This window comes from Agrobacterium sp. MCAB5 (assembly GCF_052114365.1).
In the GTDB taxonomy this organism is placed as follows: Bacteria; Pseudomonadota; Alphaproteobacteria; order Rhizobiales; family Rhizobiaceae; genus Agrobacterium; species Agrobacterium tumefaciens.
This window is the reverse complement of record NZ_JBFREP010000002.1, coordinates 172,061-191,104: the sequence shown is the minus strand read 5'-3', so window position 1 is coordinate 191,104 and position 19,044 is coordinate 172,061. Positions and strand designations below refer to the sequence as shown.

18 protein-coding genes are annotated in these 19,044 nt (G+C 59.0%); 13 read left to right on the top strand and 5 right to left on the bottom strand.

Annotated elements, in window-relative coordinates:
* The first annotated feature begins 352 nt into the window (after positions 1–352).
* The 5 genes from AB4Z23_RS05615 to AB4Z23_RS05595 all read left to right on the top strand — a co-directional run bounded on the left by AB4Z23_RS05615 (position 353) and on the right by AB4Z23_RS05595 (position 4,463).
* Positions 353–970: an alpha/beta hydrolase gene (locus AB4Z23_RS05615; RefSeq protein WP_065687798.1), complete on the top strand. Its 618-nt coding sequence runs from the start codon at positions 353–355 to the stop codon at positions 968–970.
* A gap of 217 nt (positions 971–1,187) precedes the next feature.
* On the top strand, positions 1,188–1,385 hold the full coding sequence (locus AB4Z23_RS05610; RefSeq protein WP_003511101.1) for a hypothetical protein: 198 nt from the start codon (positions 1,188–1,190) through the stop codon (positions 1,383–1,385).
* Positions 1,386–1,556: 171 nt separating this feature from the next.
* Positions 1,557–2,726 (top strand): FMNH2-dependent alkanesulfonate monooxygenase, encoded by a 1,170-nt coding sequence (gene ssuD / locus AB4Z23_RS05605; RefSeq protein WP_003511099.1) that lies wholly within the window; start codon positions 1,557–1,559, stop codon positions 2,724–2,726.
* A 195-nt stretch (positions 2,727–2,921) separates the two neighbouring features.
* On the top strand, positions 2,922–3,467 hold the full coding sequence (locus tag AB4Z23_RS05600; RefSeq protein ID WP_003511097.1) for a flavin reductase family protein: 546 nt from the start codon (positions 2,922–2,924) through the stop codon (positions 3,465–3,467).
* 51 nt (positions 3,468–3,518) lie between these two features.
* Entirely contained in the window at positions 3,519–4,463 is a 945-nt protein-coding gene (locus tag AB4Z23_RS05595; protein ID WP_441360023.1) for an acyl-CoA dehydrogenase family protein, read from the top strand.
* Between the two features lie 7 nt (positions 4,464–4,470).
* Here the strand turns inward: AB4Z23_RS05595 and AB4Z23_RS05590 are convergent, their stop codons facing one another.
* Positions 4,471–4,920 carry an RrF2 family transcriptional regulator gene (locus AB4Z23_RS05590; protein ID WP_003511094.1) on the bottom strand — a complete coding sequence of 150 codons (450 nt, stop codon included), beginning with the start codon at positions 4,918–4,920 and terminating at the stop codon, positions 4,471–4,473.
* Between the two features lie 304 nt (positions 4,921–5,224).
* Here AB4Z23_RS05590 and AB4Z23_RS05585 point away from each other — a divergent pair, with 304 nt between their 5' ends.
* From AB4Z23_RS05585 to AB4Z23_RS05555, 7 genes are all read left to right on the top strand, one after another.
* On the top strand, positions 5,225–6,229 hold the full coding sequence (locus AB4Z23_RS05585; protein ID WP_065687796.1) for an LLM class flavin-dependent oxidoreductase: 1,005 nt from the start codon (positions 5,225–5,227) through the stop codon (positions 6,227–6,229).
* Between the two features lie 23 nt (positions 6,230–6,252).
* A complete protein-coding gene (locus AB4Z23_RS05580) occupies positions 6,253–7,593 on the top strand; it encodes an LLM class flavin-dependent oxidoreductase (protein WP_441360022.1) in 1,341 nt (446 codons plus the stop codon).
* An 85-nt stretch (positions 7,594–7,678) separates the two neighbouring features.
* Positions 7,679–8,866: a M20 aminoacylase family protein gene (locus AB4Z23_RS05575; protein ID WP_013761660.1), complete on the top strand. Its 1,188-nt coding sequence runs from the start codon at positions 7,679–7,681 to the stop codon at positions 8,864–8,866.
* A gap of 23 nt (positions 8,867–8,889) precedes the next feature.
* Positions 8,890–9,447 carry a GNAT family N-acetyltransferase gene (locus tag AB4Z23_RS05570; RefSeq protein WP_003511088.1) on the top strand — a complete coding sequence of 186 codons (558 nt, stop codon included), beginning with the start codon at positions 8,890–8,892 and terminating at the stop codon, positions 9,445–9,447.
* 13 nt (positions 9,448–9,460) lie between these two features.
* Positions 9,461–11,266: an amino acid ABC transporter permease/ATP-binding protein gene (locus tag AB4Z23_RS05565; RefSeq protein WP_081308480.1), complete on the top strand. Its 1,806-nt coding sequence runs from the start codon at positions 9,461–9,463 to the stop codon at positions 11,264–11,266.
* Positions 11,267–11,291: 25 nt separating this feature from the next.
* On the top strand, positions 11,292–12,230 hold the full coding sequence (locus AB4Z23_RS05560) for an ABC transporter substrate-binding protein (protein WP_065662550.1): 939 nt from the start codon (positions 11,292–11,294) through the stop codon (positions 12,228–12,230).
* A gap of 133 nt (positions 12,231–12,363) precedes the next feature.
* Positions 12,364–13,299 (top strand): ABC transporter substrate-binding protein, encoded by a 936-nt coding sequence (locus tag AB4Z23_RS05555; protein WP_035199520.1) that lies wholly within the window; start codon positions 12,364–12,366, stop codon positions 13,297–13,299.
* 87 nt (positions 13,300–13,386) lie between these two features.
* Here the strand turns inward: AB4Z23_RS05555 and AB4Z23_RS05550 are convergent, their stop codons facing one another.
* Positions 13,387–14,712 (bottom strand): NAD(P)/FAD-dependent oxidoreductase, encoded by a 1,326-nt coding sequence (locus tag AB4Z23_RS05550; protein WP_060642327.1) that lies wholly within the window; start codon positions 14,710–14,712, stop codon positions 13,387–13,389.
* 231 nt (positions 14,713–14,943) lie between these two features.
* On the opposite strand from AB4Z23_RS05550, the gene AB4Z23_RS05545 reads away from it, so the two are divergent.
* Positions 14,944–15,420 carry an Lrp/AsnC family transcriptional regulator gene (locus AB4Z23_RS05545; protein ID WP_013761655.1) on the top strand — a complete coding sequence of 159 codons (477 nt, stop codon included), beginning with the start codon at positions 14,944–14,946 and terminating at the stop codon, positions 15,418–15,420.
* 103 nt (positions 15,421–15,523) lie between these two features.
* Here the strand turns inward: AB4Z23_RS05545 and AB4Z23_RS05540 are convergent, their stop codons facing one another.
* From AB4Z23_RS05540 to AB4Z23_RS05530, 3 genes are read right to left on the bottom strand one after another with little or no spacing between them, the layout of a single operon-like run.
* The gene (locus AB4Z23_RS05540; RefSeq protein WP_065659592.1) at positions 15,524–17,179 is read right to left on the bottom strand and encodes an ABC transporter ATP-binding protein; all 1,656 of its coding nucleotides are present in this window, start codon (positions 17,177–17,179) and stop codon (positions 15,524–15,526) included.
* The gene (locus AB4Z23_RS05535; RefSeq protein WP_013761653.1) at positions 17,179–18,030 is read right to left on the bottom strand and encodes an ABC transporter permease; all 852 of its coding nucleotides are present in this window, start codon (positions 18,028–18,030) and stop codon (positions 17,179–17,181) included. Before AB4Z23_RS05535 ends, AB4Z23_RS05540 begins: the two co-directional genes overlap by 1 nt.
* Complete coding sequence (locus AB4Z23_RS05530; protein ID WP_003511075.1) at positions 18,030–18,980, bottom strand: ABC transporter permease; 951 nt, start codon at positions 18,978–18,980, stop codon at positions 18,030–18,032. The genes AB4Z23_RS05535 and AB4Z23_RS05530 overlap by 1 nt, the downstream gene beginning before the upstream one ends.
* Positions 18,981–19,044: the final 64 nt, after the last annotated feature.

The following is a 19,044-nucleotide window of genomic DNA, read 5'->3' as shown; positions in this document are numbered from 1 at the left end:
GAGGCTCGGCATCTGCCATTTTGGGGTTCGGGAGGTTGAGGTCTCCGATAGTGCGAGAATGACAAACCGGCGGCGGCACGGCCAAGCAGCGGCGTTTCTTTTCGGATGCGGCAGAGGAAAAGCTTTCCGCGTCTTTTGCTCAATTAGAACATATTTTCTATGGAAAATATTTTAGGCAATGATTCCACATGCGCAGTTTTGAGGCCCGCTGCCGAGGACGTATTTTTTGCCAGAGCGGAATTGTATGGATCGATTTTTCTCGAGTTCGGAAAAGCTGAGCAAGGCAATAGTCGACTAAAATTGCGAAATTCACCATTCTTGGCACACCCCGCCCGCAAACCACGGAGTAGGCATGTGTACCACCTTGATTGTCCCCGGCCTCAACGGTTCGGATGAGGGGCATTGGCAGCGGCACTGGCTGCTGGAAGATTCGGAGGCGCAGCTGGTCGATCAGCAGAATTGGGAATGCCCGGTTCTTGAAGACTGGCTTGAGCGTCTGGAAGCGGCGCTCGCCGCAACCGAAAGCGCCTATATTGTCGCCCACAGCCTGGGTTGCCTGCTTGTCGCCAATATGGCGACACGACCCGTGGCCAGCAAAATCAGGGGTGCGCTTCTGGTGGCGCCCGCCCATCTCGACAGAGTGGAGGCAATGCATCCATGCATCGTCCGCTTCGGCGCATTTCCTCGGTCGCCGCTCGCCTTCCCCAGTCTCGTCGTAGGTAGCATGAACGACCCCTATATGAACCCGGACGAGTTAGCCCGCACCGCTGCTTACTGGGGAAGCGATATCGTCAATCTCGGCTCGGTTGGACACATCAATATTGCCGCCGGTTTCGGCCGGTGGTCCGAGGGCTATGCTCTTTTCGCACGCCTGAAAGCGGCGTCCGAAATCAAGGCCAGCAGATCGAAGAAGCGCGGATCACCCGTTCTGCACGGTGCGCTGCTGCAGGGTGATGCCGGCGCTCTATAGTCTTTTCGTCCCAAGTCCGTGCTTTGAGCGGCCATCGTGTCGGTGCCATTGCGATGACCCCTTTATTGGCGGTTCGAAACGGAATTTTTCCCGCTGCCGCAACCTTAGTCCACGTTTGCCGGCAATCCGCCAATTATAGAATAGTAATTTTATGGAAAATATTGACCAATCTGGGCGCTCGCCGGAGGATAGAGCGAATTGACCAAAGGAGGCGCACATGCCGCAGGGACTTCATGCGTTTACTGTCGATCTGTTCGGTCTGGCCAGGCGTAGGCCGCGAGGGGATGATCAGGGCAGGCTCCAGCCGCTGGATCATTCCGGTCGTATCAAGCGGGAAAAGAGCGATCTCGACCTTGAGCGGGAAGAGATTTACGAAATGAATTTCGCGATGCTCGGACTTTATCCGGTCCTCTGACACAGGGAGGCGAAAGGTTTGTTTTCGCTTCCCAGACCCATTTCCCAGCGGAGATAAACTCTCCTTGCGGCACGGAAATTGGAACAAAATTTCTTAAACGCGGCGGGGAATTGGCTACCCTTTTAGTACCCAGCCGAATTGCCCGATGGGCGGATTGCAAAGGACCTGTCGATGAGTACAGCTGACAAACCACTCGATTTTCTGTGGTTCATACCCACCTCAGGCGACGGCAGCTATCTTGGCTCCGACGATCTGTCACGTCCCGCCGATCCCGGCTATTTTCGGGAAATAGCGCAGGCTGCGGATCGGCTCGGTTATTCCGGGGTGCTTATTCCCACCGGCGTCGCCTGCGAGGAATCCTTCATCCTCGCGGCCAATCTCGCCGCCTATACCGAGAAACTGAAATTCCTCGTCGCTATCCGTCCGGGCGTTGCCTCGCCGGCCTATTATGCGCGGCTGGCCTCCACGCTGGACCGTGTTTCCCATGGTCGGCTGCTTCTCAACATCGTCGTTGGCGGCAGCGCGCAGGAGCTGGCTGGTGATGGCATCTTCCTGCCGCACGACGAGCGTTACGACCACGCTGACGAGTTCTTCCAGGTGTTCAATTCGTTGATCGAAACTGGCAAGGGAGATCTCGACGGCAAATATATCAAGGCACAGGGTGCCAGGCTCGGCCTGCCACCGGTGCAGGAACCGCGTCCGCCGCTTTATTTCGGCGGCTCCTCCGATGCCGGGATCGAGTTCTCGGCCGGTATCACCGACAAGTATCTGACCTGGGGTGAGCCGCCGGCACAGGTGGCGGAAAAAATCGCCAAGGTTCGCGCCGCCGCAGCGAAAAAAGGGCGAGAAGTGACATTCGGCATTCGCCTGCATTTCATCGTGCGCGAAACCGATGAGGAGGCCTGGGCCGATGCGGACAAACTGATTTCCAAGCTTTCCGACGAAACCATCGCTTCCGCTCAGGAGGCCTTCTTAAAGGCGTCGGATTCGGTCGGTCAGGCAAGGATGCGGGCGCTGCATAATGGCCGGCGTGACCAGCTTGAAGTCTCTCCGAACTTGTGGGCGGGAATCGGTCTTGTCCGCTCTGGCGCCGGCACCGCGCTGGTGGGTTCGCCGAAGACAGTTGCGGCGCGGCTGCGGGAGTATCAGGCGCTGGGCATCGATACCGTCATCGCATCGGGCTATCCGCATCTGGAGGAAGCCTACCGTCTATCCGAATTGCTGTTTCCGGAAATCGGGCTTGATGGGCCACGTAATCAGATCCGTTCGTCTTTCGGCACGAAACAGGTTTTCGGCGGCGGCGGCCACGGCGGTAACGTCAAGCTGGTATCCGGCTCGTGATCAATCGCCGGAAGGCAGGCGGCCCTGTCTTCCGGTTAGCCTTTCCTATGGGCGTCATTCGGCGGAGCGTTCACGGGAGAGCGGCATATAAAACATTATTTCCATAGAATATAAGTATTATGGAAAACGATGTCTATTTCACGCCCCGCCGCCGCTGCTAACTATTGAGCAACAAGCTGTTTTCAGGAGCGATCGATGACATTGCAATATGCGGCCAAGGATCAACAATTCATCAATCTCCGCGATCCCGTCTCTGGCAAGGCGCCGGATGCCGATAGCCTTAAGGCGGCGCTCAGGACGCTGGGCGGCGGTGTCAGCGTCATTACGGCGGGCGAGGGTGATGCGCGCACGGGTGCTACGGTAACATCCGCCACCGCCCTGTCGGTCGATCCGCCAAGAATTCTGGTTGCGCTCAACCGCTCCTCCTCCACATGGCCTGTGGTGCAGCGCTTCGGCCATCTGGCGGTGAATATTATCGGCCCGAACCATCAGTTCATCGCCAACCAGTTTGCCGGTGTTGGCGGTCTGAAAGGTGTGGACCGTTATCGCGGCGCGGAATGGACCCGTCTGGCGAGCGGCGCGCCCATCCTCGAGGACGCCGTTGCCGCGATCGATTGCACCATCGAGGAGGCGATCGAGCGCCACAGCCACGTCATCATTATCGGCAAGGTGGAGGCGATCCGCATCGGATCGGGTCACTCGCTGGTCTATCAAAACGGCCGTTATCATTCGCTGGACTGAGCTCCGGCCTTTCCGGCGCTTTCACTGGGTCATTCTTTGAGGGAGTTGAGCATGGGATCTGTCACGCCGCTCGGCGAAAGAATTCGTTTCGTGTCCCCGCGTCTCGGCGCGGATGGGGATGTACTGACCGTTGCCCGGACGATTGCCGAAAAATGCGCGGTGGAAAGTGCCGCACAAATCCACGCGCGGATTGCCCGTTCCGGCCTTCTCGCCCTCTCCGTTCCAAACGATCTGGGCGGGGCGGACATCACTAACGACGTTCTCTCGCAAGCTCTCTCGATTATTTCCGCGGCGGATGCGGAGGCGGCGCATGCGCTTGCCGAACACTTCACGGCGCTCGAATTCATCAGGAACGCCGGTAGCGAAGAGCAGCGCAAAACCCTCTTCGCCCGCCTCGATCTTGGTGAGACTTTTGCGCTTGCCTCATCTGACGCCGGCGTGGATCAGGCGGTTCTGTTGACTGGCGACGACTATGGCTTGCGGCTGCCCGATGACATTGCCCGATCTCTTACCTCAGATGCAGACTGGATCGTTGTCCCGGCAGTCAACGCGGCAGGGCAGGCCGTGCTCGTTGTTCTTCGCAATCGCCCGGATACATCATGGGACGGCCTGCTGCGCGCCGATCAGGTCGCGTTTCTTGCGCAGGGCGCTGGAAATCTGGCAGCCTCCGTTTTCATCCTTCTGAAGGCCGCCGTGGCTCTGGGTGAGAAACAGCGTGAGCTTTCAGCGTTGCTGATTGACAGATTGGCCGAGGAAGGTGATGCGCGCCCCCTTATCGGCGAAATATTTCTCGCAATCGAATTGCTGAAGGCACAGATTTCCCGCCTCGCGGCCAATATCGATGCGGCGCAGGTGGGGGCGGAAAGCGTGACCTTTCGCTCTGTCCGCAACAATGCCATCACGCTGGAAATTCTAATGGCCCGTCTCGGACTTATCGATGGTGCAAGCGAATCCGGGCTGATTGCGACCCTGGGAGACGATCTGCGCCGGCAGTAAACCGCGCTTATTCGCCTGCCGGAATAAATTGCGCGTCTTGTCCGCCTTTTGCCACGAATTGTGCGAGCGTCATATTGTCCAGGATTGTTGCGATGGCGTCCCGCACGTCCGTCATCGAAACCCTGACCTGACAGGTCTCGGGATCGTCGCAGTCGTCGCAGGCTTCAAAAGCGGTGCGGCTGGCACAGCGGATGGGTGCCAAGGGCCCGTCCAGCGTGCGGATGACCTGCCCGATCATGATTTCCGATGGCATTTTCGACAGCGAATAACCGCCATTCGGTCCCTTCTTGGAACGCAGAATGCCGCTGTTGCGCAGTTCCAGAAGAATAGTATCCAGAAATTTTTTCGGAATATTGTTGCGGGTTGCAATCTCGGTCACAAAGGCGGTCTCGCCCTGGGGCAACCGCGCCAGATCGACAAGAGCCTTCAGTCCGTATTTGCCTTTTTTGGTCAACATCGCATGATCCGCAAAGAGGGCCAGCACCTTCTGAGTGCCGGGTTATGGTGTTCTCAACTTACTAAGTAGTTTTTACCGAATTCCCGCGCAAGTCCGTTTCGTCCCGGCTCGATGCACAAAGCGGCTTTACACCATCGTTTTTCGCCCTGTTTCCTCATCGTTTCGGATTGCTTTGCCAAAGACGCCTGCCGAAACCATAGCGGGAAATAATATTTTCTCTGATCGCGTCGCAACGTGGAACGAACGTCCTTTATTACTATATAAAATCAGTAGACAAAGTATGCATCAAAAGACGTGCGAGGTGATGATGTATACTCTCAGTTTGCTGGACAAGAGCCCTGTTCCAACGGGTGAGAACGCGGCAAGCGCGTTCCGCGACACGATCAATCTCGCCAAACGCGCCGAAGAACTGGGCTATCGTCGATTCTGGGTGGCAGAACATCACAATTCGCCGGAGCTTGCCGGTTCCGCGCCGGAAGCGCTGGTTGCATGGATTCTGGCGAAGACCTCTCGTATCCGCGTCGGCTCGGGCGGCGTGATGCTGCAGCATTACAGCCCCTACAAGGTCGCCGAGGTTTTCAACGTGTTGTCGTCGCTCGCCCCCGGTCGGGTCGATCTCGGCGTCGGCAAGACACCGGGCGGGCTGCCGCTTGCGACGTCTGCCCTACAGCAGGCCTATGATCCCGCCCGCAAGCCGGATTTCGAAACGGCTTTTGGTGAACTTACCACGTTTCTCTCCGGTGCCGCGCCGCAGGGGCATGCGCAGGCCGGGTTGCAGGCAACACCGGTGCCGCCGGTTGCGGTGGAACGGTTTCTGCTCGGTGCCAGCCCGGAAAGCGCAAGGCTTGCAGCTTCCAAAGGATGGAATTTCGTCTTTGCCGGCCACCTCAATGGTGATCCGGAGGTTCTTCGCAGCAGCCTCTCGGCTTTCCGTGAGGAGAGCGGCGGCAGGGCGCCGATCCTTGCCCTCTCCGTCTTTGCCGCCAGTGATCCCGACCATGCGGCGCGTCAGGTGGAAGGTCAGCGCATCTACCGGGTGTTCCTCAGCGACGGCAAGGCGTTCAACCTTGGCCGCCGTGAACAGGCGGAAGAATTCGCCCGCCAGTCCGGCGATACCGATTATCGCATCGAGGAGCGTAAGCCCAACGTCCTGCATGGCGGGCCGGACGATATTCACAAGGCGCTGCGTGCGCTTTCCGATGAGCACGGTATCGAGGAATTCATCGTGGAGCCGCCGCATGTGGGGGCCGATCAGAGGCTCGCCTCGATCGAATTGCTGGCCACACACCGCCTTTCCAGGGCCGCGTGAACTTGTCCTCAGGAGGAAATGACATGACGAAAAAGACAATCCGTTTCGGCATCATGCTCCAGGGCCCCGGCGGGCACATGAACGCCTGGCGGCACCCGAAAAGCCTTGTTGATGCCAGCGTCAACTTCGATTTCTTCAGGAAGAACGCGCTGAAGGCAGAAGCCGCCGGCATCGCCTTCGCCTTCGTTGCCGACGGGCTTTACATCAACGACAAGTCCATTCCGCATTTCCTCGACCGGTTCGAGCCTTTGACCATCCTTTCGGCGCTCGCCTCCGTCACCTCGAAGATCGGTCTTGCCGGCACGGTTTCGACCTCCTACAGCGAGCCCTTCACCATTGCGCGCCAGTTCGCCTCGCTTGATCTTTTGAGCGGTGGCAGGGCCGGCTGGAATGCAGTAACGACGCCACTCGAAGGTACGGCGAGGAACTACAGCCGCAACCATCCCGAACATGCGCTGCGTTACGAGATCGCCGATGAATATCTGGAGGTGATCAAGGGCCTGTGGGACAGCTGGGACGACGATGCCTTCGTGCGTAACCGCGAGACGGGACAGTTCTTCGACAGGCAAAAACTCCACACGCTCGGCCACAAGGGTCGCTTCTTCCAGGTGGAAGGTCCGCTGAACATCCAGCGTTCGCCGCAGGGGCAGCCGGTGATTTTCCAGGCGGGGTCTTCGGATGCCGGTATCGGGCTTGCGGGCAAACATGCCGACGCCGTTTTTACTAATTCTGCATCGCTCGAGGAAAACCAAACATTCCTCAAGCGCGTGAAGCAGAGTGCTGTCGCGCAGGGCAGATCCGCAGCCGACGTGAAGATTTTCCCTGGCATCGGGCCGATTGTGGGCGAGACGCAGGAGGAGGCGGAAGCGAAATACAACATCATCCGCAACCTCATCACCATCGAGGATGCGCTCGCCTATCTCGGCCGTTTCTTCGACCACCACGACTTCAGTGTCTATCCGCTGGATGAGCCTTTCCCCGAACTTGGCGAGATCGGCAAGAACAGCTTCCGTTCGACGACCGACCGCATCAAGCGCCGTGCGAAGGAAAAAAACCAGACGTTGCGCGAAGCGGCACTGGAGGCGGCGACCCCGCGCGAAGGTTTCATCGGAACTCCGGACAAGGTGGCGGACGAGATCATCCGCTGGGTGGAGCACGATGCGGCCGACGGTTTCATTCTGGGCTTCCCGGTGATTGCCGAAGGGCTGGATGATTTCATCCGCCTCGTCATACCGGTGCTGCAACGGCGCGGATATTTCGAACCGCATCTGGAAGGCAGGACGCTGCGTGAGCATCTCGGCCTGCCTTTCAAGGACAGCATCTATTCCCACGCTGAAAGCGGTTCCAGCAAGGCGATCGCATAAAAGCGGGGTCGGGCGGCAGCCATTGCCGCCCGGAGAGAATTTCAAGGTGCTGTGCGGGTAAAGCGCAGCGCAGGAGACCAGAACCATGAATATCCGCATTGACGGTGCGCGTCCGCAGGACGACGCCGAACGGGGAATCCTTGCCTTCATCGAGGAAAGCATCGCCATCCGGCACGATCTTCACCGACATCCGGAGCTTTCTCTTGGGGAAAAGCGCACGGCGGCGCTCGTTGCCCGTTACCTCCTCTCCTTCGGATATGAGGTAACCGAGGGTGTCGGGGGCCATGGCGTCGTCGCCACGTTGAAACGTGGTCATGGTGACAAGCGTCTGGGTATCCGCGCCGATATCGACGCCCTGCCCATCGTCGAGGAAACCGGTCTTGCCTATGCCAGCCAGACACAGGGCGTCATGCATGCCTGCGGTCATGACGGTCACACGACTATCCTGCTCGCCGCTGCCCGTTATCTAGCTGAAACATCGAGTTTTTCCGGCACGCTGACGCTGATTTTCCAGCCAGCCGAGGAAATCGGTGCGGGTGCTAGAGCGATGATAAAGGACAGGCTTTTCGAGCGGTTTCCCGTCGATGCCGTGTTCGGACTGCACAATTGGCCGGGTGTCGAAACCGGACAATTCGGCTTTGTCGAAGGGCCTGCCATGGCCTCCGTCGACAAGGCGAAGGTTCGGATCATCGGCAAGGGCGGGCACGGGGCGGCGCCGCATGAAACGGTTGATCCGGTTCTTGCCTCGGCAAGCTTCGTCACCGCCTTGCAGAGCATCGTCTCGCGCAATGTCGACCCGCGAGACATGGCGGTGCTGACGGTAGGCTCCATCCATGGCGGAACTGCTTCCAACGTCATTCCCGAGAGTGTCGAACTGCAGATTACCGCGCGGGCCTTTTCGCCCGCCGTGCGCGACAGACTGGAGGAGCGGCTTCCCGCCCTTGCCAAAGCACAGGCGGAAAGCTTCGGCGCAAGCGCCGATGTCACCTACTCCCGTGGCTTCCCGCCCGTCATCAATCACATCAGGCAGACAGCTTTTGCCCGCGACGTCGCCAAACGGCATTTTCCAGCCGAACAGGTTGCCGAAGGCTTTCAGCCGCGAACGGCGAGCGAGGATTTCGCCTTCATGCTTCTGGAGCGGCCGGGCTCCTATCTCTTCGTCGGCAATGGCGACAGCGCGCCACTGCACAGCCCTCACTACGATTTCAACGATGCGATCATTGCGCCTGCGGCACGCTTCTGGGTGCGTCTGGCCGAAGCATACCTCTCCTGATGCAACGAGTTTAGGACAATGAGATGAGCGACAGTTTTCTCTACACATCGGTCAAGGATCCGCTCGCAACCCCGCTTCTGGAGGAGTTGCTGTTCGAATATGACAGCCGCTACGGCACATATTTCAACGCGGAAGGCGCCAAGGCGGAACTTAACAAATATCCGCCGGAGGCTTTCAGCCCGCCGTCGGGCAATTTCCTGCTGCTCTTGCGTGGCGGCAAGGCGATCGCCGGCGGTGCTTTCATGCGCTACGACGAGGAAACCGCCGAGTTCAAGCGGGTCTGGACCCATTCGGCCCACCGCCGGCAGGGGCTTGCCAAAATAGTTCTTCAGGAGCTGGAGCGGCAGGCGATCCGGCAGGGTTACGCCCGTGTCTATCTGACCACGGGCTTCCGCCAGCCGGAAGCGGTCGGCCTATATCTCACCAACGGTTATCGCGCGTTGTTCGATACGTCGGCCGATCCTGAAACGATCAGGTCGCTGCCTTTCGAAAAATGGCTTGCCGATAGCGCCTCCGCCTCCGTTGCGGAAGGCGCTTCGATACCGGCGGCCCGGCCGCATTCTTCCCCGGCCCACCCGTGAAAGGCTTTTTCAGATGACGATAGCCTCTGATTTTCCGCATGTTGCATTGAACGACCAGAAGGGTGAACCGATCAAGGGTGGGTATTCCCATTTCCGCATCGTGCCGGCCCGCTACCCCTTGCGGACCGTGGGAACAGTCTTCTCCGTACTCATCATTGCGGCCGTTCTGCATTCCGTTTTCGGCAATCCGCGCTGGGGCTGGGATGTCTTTGCGGAATGGTTTTTCGCTGAACCGGTGTTGGTCGGCTTAGGACGGACGCTGCTGCTGACCGCGCTCGGTGCGGTGCTCGGCTTCGCGCTGGGAACGCTGCTGGCGCTTGCCCGCGTTTCACGCTCGCCACTGCTGGTTGCCGTATCCTGGACCTATATCTGGATTTTTCGATCCATTCCGCTGATCGTGCTTTTGCTGATCCTCAACAACCTCGGTTATCTCTATGAGACCGTGACGATCGGTGTGCCCTATACGGGCATCAACTTCTTCAGCTGGAATACCACGCAGCTGATGACGCCGTTTGCGGCCGCCGTTCTGGGGCTGACGCTCAATCAGGCCGCCTTCGCATCCGAAATCGTCCGTGGCGGCATTCTCTCGGTTGATCAGGGGCAGCTTGAGGCTGCCGCAGCACTCGGCCTTCCCCGGCGGCGGCAGGCGTCCCGCATTGTTCTGCCGCAGGCGATGCGCTCCATCTTGCCCACCGCCTTCAACGACATCATCGGCCTCGCCAAGGGGACTTCGCAGGTCTATATCCTTGCCCTGCCGGAGCTGTTCTACACGATCCAGATCATCTATCGCCGAAATCTGGAAGTGATCCCGCTGCTGATGGTCGCGACCGTCTGGTATTTGGTGATACTGACGGCGCTTTCGATCGTGCAGCACCATATCGAGCGGCATTTTTCACGCGGTGCACTGCGCAATCCGCCGTCGTCACTGTTCGCCACGATTTACCGCACCTTCCTGCCGCGCAAACCCTTGCCTGAAGCCGTGGAAACGGTGGCCACGACAGCCGTAAGGCCCGAGCGTTCGGTGCCTGCCCGTGCCGTGAGCTTTCAGCTCGGAAATCGTGGCGGGTCGGTCAATATTCATGGCGTTTCGAAATCCTTCGGGTCGCTGAAGGTGCTTGATGATATCAGCCTTTCCATTCCGGCAGGCAGTGTTACCACCATTCTCGGCCAATCCGGCTCCGGCAAGTCCACATTGCTGCGCTCCATCAACCATCTCGAGCGTGTCGATGACGGTTTTATCGCCATAGACGGTGAATTGGTCGGTTATCGTCAAAAGGGCGATACGCTTTATGAGCTGAAGGAACGGGAAATCCTCAAGCGCCGCGCCGAAGTGGGCATGGTGTTTCAGAGCTTCAACCTGTTCCCGCATCTGACCGCGCTTGAAAACATCATCGAAGCACCCATAGCCGTTCGTGGCATATCGAAAGAGCAGGCGCAGACCGAGGCGCGCGATCTTCTGGCTCGCGTCGGCCTTGCCGAAAAAGCTGGCGCTTATCCCCGTCAGCTTTCCGGCGGTCAGCAGCAACGCGTGGCGATCGCCCGGGCGCTGGCGTTGCGGCCGAAGGTGTTGCTGTTCGATGAGCCGACATCCGCGCTCGATCCTGAACTCGTCAACGAAGTGCTTGATGTTATCAAGGAGCTTTCCCGCTCCGGCGTCACGCTCATCATCGTTACCCATGAAATCGGTTTTGCCCGTGAAGTCTCCGACAGGGTCGTCTTCATGGAACAGGGCCGCATCATCGAAACAGGCACGCCGGACCAGGTGTTCAACAGCCCGGAACATCCCCGCACCGCCGAATTCCTCGCAAAAGTTCTCTAATCAAAACAACAAAGGAAACACTCGCATGGCTTTTTCATCGAAATTATTGTCGTTGCTTGCAGGCGGTCTTTTCACCGCTACCACCGCGCTGATACCGGCTGCGCATGCGCAGGAAATCGACCTGTCGCCGGAGCAGAAGGGGCGAGTGCGCGCCGAGAAGGTGGAAGAAGCGATCAAGCTTCTGCCCGCTGGCCACAAGTTCGTCGCGGATGGAAAGTTGACGGTCGCGACCGTGCCGTTTCGGCTGCCGCTGGTCGATTATGCCAGCGATACAAAAACGCCTATTGGCGTGGAGCCGGATATCGCCCAGCTGGTTGCTGACAGTCTTGGCCTTGAACTTCAGCTAGTTCCCATCGCCTGGGCCGATTGGCCGCTGGGCCTCACCTCCGGCAAATATGATGCCGTCACCTCCAACATCACGGTGACGGAAGCCCGTAAGGAAAAATTCGACTTCTCCAGCTACCGCAACGACCTGCTCGGCTTTTACGTGGGCAGCAACAGCAAGGTGACGAGCATCAGCAAGCCCGAGGATGTTGCCGGGTTGAAGGTTATCGTCGGCGCTGCCACCAATCAGGAGCAGATCCTGCTGAAATGGATCAAGGACAACAAGGCCAAGGGTCTGGCCGACACCGATGTGCAATATTACGACGATCAGGCCGTGCTCGATGTCGCCCTGCAATCCGGCCGCGCGGACGCCTATCTTGGCCCCAATGCGACGTCAGCCTTCCAGGCAGCAAGCCAGAAGAAGACCAAGCTCGTTGGCACCTTCTCCGGCGGTTGGCCCGAAGCGGCGGAAATCGCCGTTGCCTCCAAAAAGGATGCCGGAATTGCCGCAGCCATCACGGCGGCACTGAACGCCCAGATCAAGAACGGCAATTACGGCAAGGTTCTCGCCCGCTGGAACCTCGGTTCGGAAGCCATCACCGAATCCCGGACCAATCCGCCCGGTCTGCCCAAGAGCTGAGTGCTGGTTTGCTGCCAGAAAGCTGAGTTTCCACAAAGCTGAGTTGAAGGTGGGACATCACTCAGCCGGTAGCGCGGGCCTCCTCCCGTCCGCGCTACCTCCGTCCCGCAATCCATTTTATCGGGGAGCCAGAATGGCACTCACCTCTCGTCTTGCCACAGTCACGTTCGGCGTTTTTCTCTCTATCGCCGCTTTCGGGTCGGCTTTCGCAACTGATGTCTTCGATCTTTCGCCAGACCAGCCTGGCCGGATCAGGGTAGAAAAAGACCCCGCAGCGATTGCCGCCATCCCGAAAGATTTCAAGTTCATCACCCCGGGCAAACTCACGGTCGCGGTTGCACCTGGCGGACCACCGCTCGCGACCTATGCGACGGACGCCAAGACCGTGGTGGGTGCCGATCCGGACTATGCGCTTGCGGTGGCTGATAGTCTCGGCCTTGAGCTTGAGCTGGTTGCTGTCGCCTGGGCCGACTGGCCGCTGGGGCTTGCCTCCGGCAAATACGATGCTGTCATCTCCAATGTCGGGGTGACCGAGCAGCGCAAGGAGAAGTTCGACTTCTCCACCTATCGTCAGGGCCTGCACGGCTTTTTCGTGAAGTCCGACAGCGGCATCACCGCCATAAATGAGCCGAAGGATGCGGCGGGCCTGAAGATCATCGTCGGCGCTGGCACCAATCAGGAGCGTATTCTGCTGAAATGGAATGACGAGAATGTAGCCGCCGGTTTAAAGCCGCTCGAGCTGCAATATTATGACGACGAGGCCACCCGGCTTGTCGCGCTTTCTGCCGGGCGGGCCGATGTGATCGTCCAGCCGCATGCGCAGCTGGTCTTCATCGCCGCGCGTGACAAGACCATCAAACGTGTCGGAACACTCTCCGCCGGCTGGCCGGAACGTTCGGATGTCGCCATCACCACCCGCAAGGGTTCGGGATTGGCCGATGCGCTGACGCTCGCCACCAACGATCTGATCAAGAGCGGCGCTTACGCGAAGATACTGGAACGCTGGCAGCTTTCGGAAGAGGCCTTGCCGGAATCGAGAACCAACCCACCCGGCCTGCCGAAAAGCTGACCGGTCGAATAAATGCGGTGGACGGCAGCACCTGCAGGTCATGCCTGCGGGTGCTGTTTTATTTGTCTGTTGGCCTGCGCAGAACAATCAGAAATCCGCGACCTTGCCCCATGACGAGTCAAGGAAACGGCTGGGATGATACGGGGCCGGGTCAACGATCGGGGTTGAACCCGTCACGATATCGGCGATCAGGTGGCCAGCGCCGGGGCCGATGCCGAAACCGTGGCCGCTGAAACCGGCGGCGAGGATGAAGCCGGGCAATTCGCTGGTCTCGCCGATGGCGGGCACACCATCCGGCGTGCTGTCGATGAAGCCGGCCCAGGCAGCGGATATCTGGGTTTTGCGGAGTGCAGGCAGAAGTTCCAGCGCCCTTTTGTGGGTCTCACGGATGGCGGCGGCATTCGGTTTCGGATCGAGAATACGAACCCGCTCCATCGGCGTCGGCGCATCGAGCCGCCAGTGTTTCAGCGTTTCGTGCCCACCGCGAATCCCTTCCAATCCACCCGGTCGCAGGCTGCGCCAGCGCTTGAGGAACATCGGAACGAATTCGCGTGCAAACCGCATTTGCTGCGCGGTCGGGTCGATGCGACCGAGGCCGCTGATGGCGAGCGTGTAACCACCGTTGCTCCGGCGTGTTACAGAAACGGCTTTTGTATGCAGCGCATCCGGCAGTCCTTCCGCACCTGCTGTGACGGACAGGATTGAGGAGCGGACAGCGGCTTGCGGAAAACGAATTCCGAGCTGGCGGCAGAAGGACGAGGCCCAGGCGCCGCCGGACATGATGGCGGTTTTGGTGCGGATCGTGCCTTTTTCGGTAACGACGGCGCTAACGCGACCACCTTCCGTTTCCAGACCGCGCGCGGCGCAATTCTGGTGCACCGTTCCGCCCAGTTTCATGAGGGCACGCGCGACGGCCGGCGCCGCCATCGAGGGATCGGCGGTGCCGTCCGTTGGCGAAAAGACGCCACCTTTCCAGCGTTTCCCAGTCGCGCGTCCGCGGTTGCTCGCCTCATCCGCGCTCAACATATGCGTCGTCACGCCTGCGGTGATGGCAAAGTCGCGCCAGCGCGCCCAGCCGGCAATTTCAGCTTCGTTGTCGCTCAGGTAGAACAATCCGCAGCGGCGGAAACCGGTGTCTTCGCCGCTTTCTGCGGCAAACCGTTCCCAGAGCGTCAGGCTCTGCGTTGAAATCGGCAATTCGCGGGCGTCTCGGTTCTGCTGCCGGCACCAACCCCAGTTGCGGCTGGATTGCTCCGCGCCAACAAGACCTTTTTCGACAAGAGCCACTTTCAGGCCACGCCGGGCGAGGTAATAGGCTGCGAACACGCCGACGATACCGCCGCCAATAATGACGGCGTCCGCCGATTTCGGCAGTTCCGGTGATGTCGTGATCTGTTGCAGCGGCGCAGGCATGGTGGGGCTCCTTGTATTCGTCCTAATTTACCGTGGTCGCCGGGTAAACGCTGCCAGACTGCGCCGATTGCCGGAATCTCCTGCTGTTCGTAGCCATGTCTGCAACTCTTTATGCTGGATGAAAAAAACATCCCCGCGTCGACAGGGCACGCTCATGTGATAAGATTTCCATGGCCGCGTCAGAATTTTATGCCGCGTGCACGAAAAAATATAAAAGGGGTTCCGCACGTGATGAAACTTGACCGGATCGACATCAAGATCCTTTACGAACTCCAGAAAAATGGTCGCATCACCAATGTCGAGCTGGCGGAGCTTGTCAATCTCTCGCCAAGCCCCTGCCTGATGCGCGTCAAGAAGCTTCAGGCCGAGGGCTATATCGAAGGTTATTCGGCACAGATCAACATCAACAAGCTCGGCCAGACGCTGACGGTATTCACCGAGATCACGCTCAAGAACCACCGCCAGATCGACTTCGCCCGTTTTCTCGGCGTTATAGAAAAGATCGATCAGGTGGTAGAATGCCACCTCGTTTCAGGCGGTTACGATTACCTCCTGAAATTCGTCACCTCCGGCATCGTCGAATATCAGTCGATCATGGAGCGGCTGACGGACATGGATGTCGGTATCGACAAATATTTCAGCTTCGTTGTGCTGAAATCTCCGATCATCAAATCGCATATGCCGCTGACCAGCCTGTTTCCGCTTTGAGGTGGAAGACGTCCCTTTGCAGGGGCGCCAGAATGTCGAGACGCGTCGCTTCATACTCAACGTCATCCTGGGGACGAGCCCGAGGATGACGAAACTGATGTTGTCACCTCTTGGAAAATGCCCGCACCAACTCTGCATCCTGCTGAAGATTGTCGAGCCATTTCGGGTCGAGCTTCGGTACCGAGGAGAACAGGAGCTTCGAATAGGGATGGGTCGGCGACTTGATCGCTTCCGTTGCCAGATGCTCCACTTTCTGCCCGCCATACATCACGACGATTTCGTCGCAGATGGTTTCCACCACAGAGAGATCGTGGCTGATGAAGATGTAGGAGAGGTTCAGCTCTCGCTGGAGTTCGCCGAGCAGGTCGATGATCGCGGCTGCGACGACCGTATCAAGCGCCGAGGTAATTTCATCGCAAATGATGAGCGACGGTTCTGCTGCGAGCGCGCGGGCGAAGTTGACGCGTTGCTTCTGTCCGCCCGATAGGCCGGAAGGATGGCGGTGGCGAACCGAGCGCGGCAGCTTCACCATATCCAGCAACTGGTCGATCCGGGCGTCGCGCGCCTTGCCTCTCATGCCGTGATAAAAGGTCAGCGGCCGGCCGAGAATATCCTCGATGGATTTGGCCGGGTTGAGCGCCGTATCGGCATATTGGAAGACGATCTGCATGCGGCGCAATTGATCGCTGGTGCGTTGGCGGGCATCGGCGTCCAACTGCCGACCTTCGAAGATGACATGACCGCTGGCGGCGGGCAGAATGCCGGCAATGGCGCGCGCCAGCGTCGATTTTCCGCAACCGGATTCGCCGATGATGCCGAGATTGCGTCCGGGATAGACTGCAAGGCTGACGGAATCGACCGCACGCACCAGCGGCATATGGTCTTCGCCTTTCGTTCCATATCCGGCGATCAGCTTCTCGATATCCAGCAGCGGCTTCGCGTCACTTTGTTTTAGCGGCGCTACGGTGCGTACCTTGTCGTTAAACGCGGTGAGCAACTCCCGCGTATAAGGATGCTGTGCATTCTCGAGAATATCCGTGGTCGTGCCGGTTTCCTGTATCTCGCCGCCTTTCAGCACCACGATCCGATCGGCAATCTGGGCGACGACTGCGAGATCGTGCGAAACATAAACGCCGCCGATACCGCCCTTGCGCATCGCTGATTTGAAAGCGCGGAGAACCTCGATCTGTGTCGTCACGTCGAGTGCTGTGGTCGGTTCGTCGAAAATGACCAGGTCCGGGTTGCCGATCAGCGCCATGGCGGCGGAGAGACGCTGAAGCTGGCCGCCGGAAACCTGGTGCGGATAACGGTCGCCGATGGTTTCGGGATTGGGCAGCGACAATGCCTTGAACAGTTCCACCGCTCTTTGGCGCGCCTCCTGCGGCGGCATCAGATCGTGGATGCGGGTGACCTCTATGACCTGGTCGATAATCTTTTGCGCCGGATTGAAGGCGGCTGCGGCGCTTTGAGGGACGTAGGAGATTTTCGTACCGCGGATCTTCGCCCGTTCCATTTCGGAAAGCTGTACCATGTCGCGGCCTGCCACCGTGACGCTGCCGCCGGAAATACGGCAGCCTGGACGGGCATATCCCATCAATGTCAGTGCAATGGTCGTCTTGCCGGAGCCGCTTTCGCCGATCAATGCGACAATCTCGCCATCGGCGATATCGATGTCTACACCCCTGATGATTTGGATGCGGCGGCCGGAATCGGTAGTCGCCTCGACTTTAAGTCCACGGATTTCAACAAGATTTGTCATTATTCGCTCCTGTCGCGGATTTTCTGCGGCAGATTGTCGATCAGCAGATTGACGCTGATCGTCAGGCTGGCAATCGCCAACGACGGAAAGATCACGGCTGGCGCGGCAAAGGGCAGGCCGCCGATGTTTTCACGCACCAGCGCACCCCAGTCTGCATTCGGCGGCTGCAGGCCAAGACCGAGAAAGGAAAGGCCCGACAGAAGCAGCACGATGAACACAAAGCGCACGCCGAGATCGGCCAGCACGGGACGGATGATGTTGGGCAGGATTTCGGAGCTGATAAGGTGCAAGAGGCTCTCGCCGCGCACGCGGGCCACGGTGACGAAATCCATGGTGTTGACATTGACGGCGAGCGCCCGGGCAAAGCGATAGGCGCCGGGCGTATAGATAACCGACAGGGTGACGATCAGCACAGGAATGGAGGAGCCAACGGCAGCGACAACCACAAGTCCGAAAAGCTTGCTTGGAATGGAGTTCACCGCATCGAGAAAACGGCTGAGTGCCGCATCGAACCAGCCGCCGACCACGGCAGCGCTCATGCCGAGAACGACGCCCGACACGCAGGCGATCGTTACGGCGGCAAGCGAGATGCCGACCGTGAAACGCGCGCCCATGAGAATGCGGGAAAACACGTCGCGGCCGAGATAGTCGGAGCCGAGCCAGAGATCGGAGGTCATCGGACCGAAATAATCGAGATCGACGATTTCACCGACGGGATGCGGGATGAGATAGGGCGCAAAGATCGCAACCATGGCCCAGAGAAAAATGACGAGAAAGCCGAAAACGCCGACGACGTTGATTTTGTAACCCAAACGCGAGGTCCCCGAAGTTGTTTTGATATTGTCGGTCATCAGCGCAGCCTCGGATTGGACATGATGGCGATGATATCGGCGGTTGTGATGAGGAGGAGATAACCGACGCAGAAAATCATTGCGCAGCTCTGGATCAGTGGCAGATCACGGGTCGCGACGCCATCAACCATCAGCTTGGCGATGCCTGGATAATTGAAGATAGTCTCAACGATGATGACGCCGCCGACGAGATAGGAAAGCGACAAAGCAACCGCATTGACGATGGGGCCAAGCGCATTGGGAAGTGCGTGGCGCAGGACGATGCGCATGCGCGGTGCGCCCTTCAGGAGCGCCATTTCCACATAAGGCGTATCGAGCGTCTCGATGACGGCGGCGCGGCTCATGCGGATCATCTGTGCCGACACGACGAAGGTGAGCGTGATGACCGGCATGGCGTAAACCCGCAGCACATCGAACACGGTATGCACCTCGCTGACCAGCGACAGGGCTGGCAGCCACTTCAGATATACGGCGAACAGCAGAACCGCGAGCGTCGCGATCATGAATTCCGGCACGGAAATGACACCGATGGTCAGGATGGTGACGGCGCGATCATAAAGCGTTCCACGCAGCATGGCGGAGCTGATGCCGAGCGTCAGGGCCAGCGGCACGGCGATAACAGTGGTGATGCCGGCAAGCTTCATGGAGTTGACGAAACGTGGGCCTATGAGGTCGGCGATCGCCATATTGTTGGCGTAGGACGTGCCAAGTTCGCCGTGCAGCAGGCCAAAAAGCCAGCGGACAAAACGCAGAAGGGCCGGGTCGTCGAGATGCATGGCGGTGCGCAGACCGGCCACGGCCTCCGGCGTTGCCGACTGGCCAAGAAGGATCGTTGCCGTGTCGCCGGGCAGCAGGCTGGTGGCGGAAAAGACGATAAACGATACGATAAGCAGCGTCGTCAGCATGACGACCAGCCGCCTGGCGATAAGGGAGAGTATCCGGCTGTTCATTTACATGCTCCTGCGACCTGCCTGGATCATGATGATTTCAGGCCCGATCGACCTGAAATCGTCA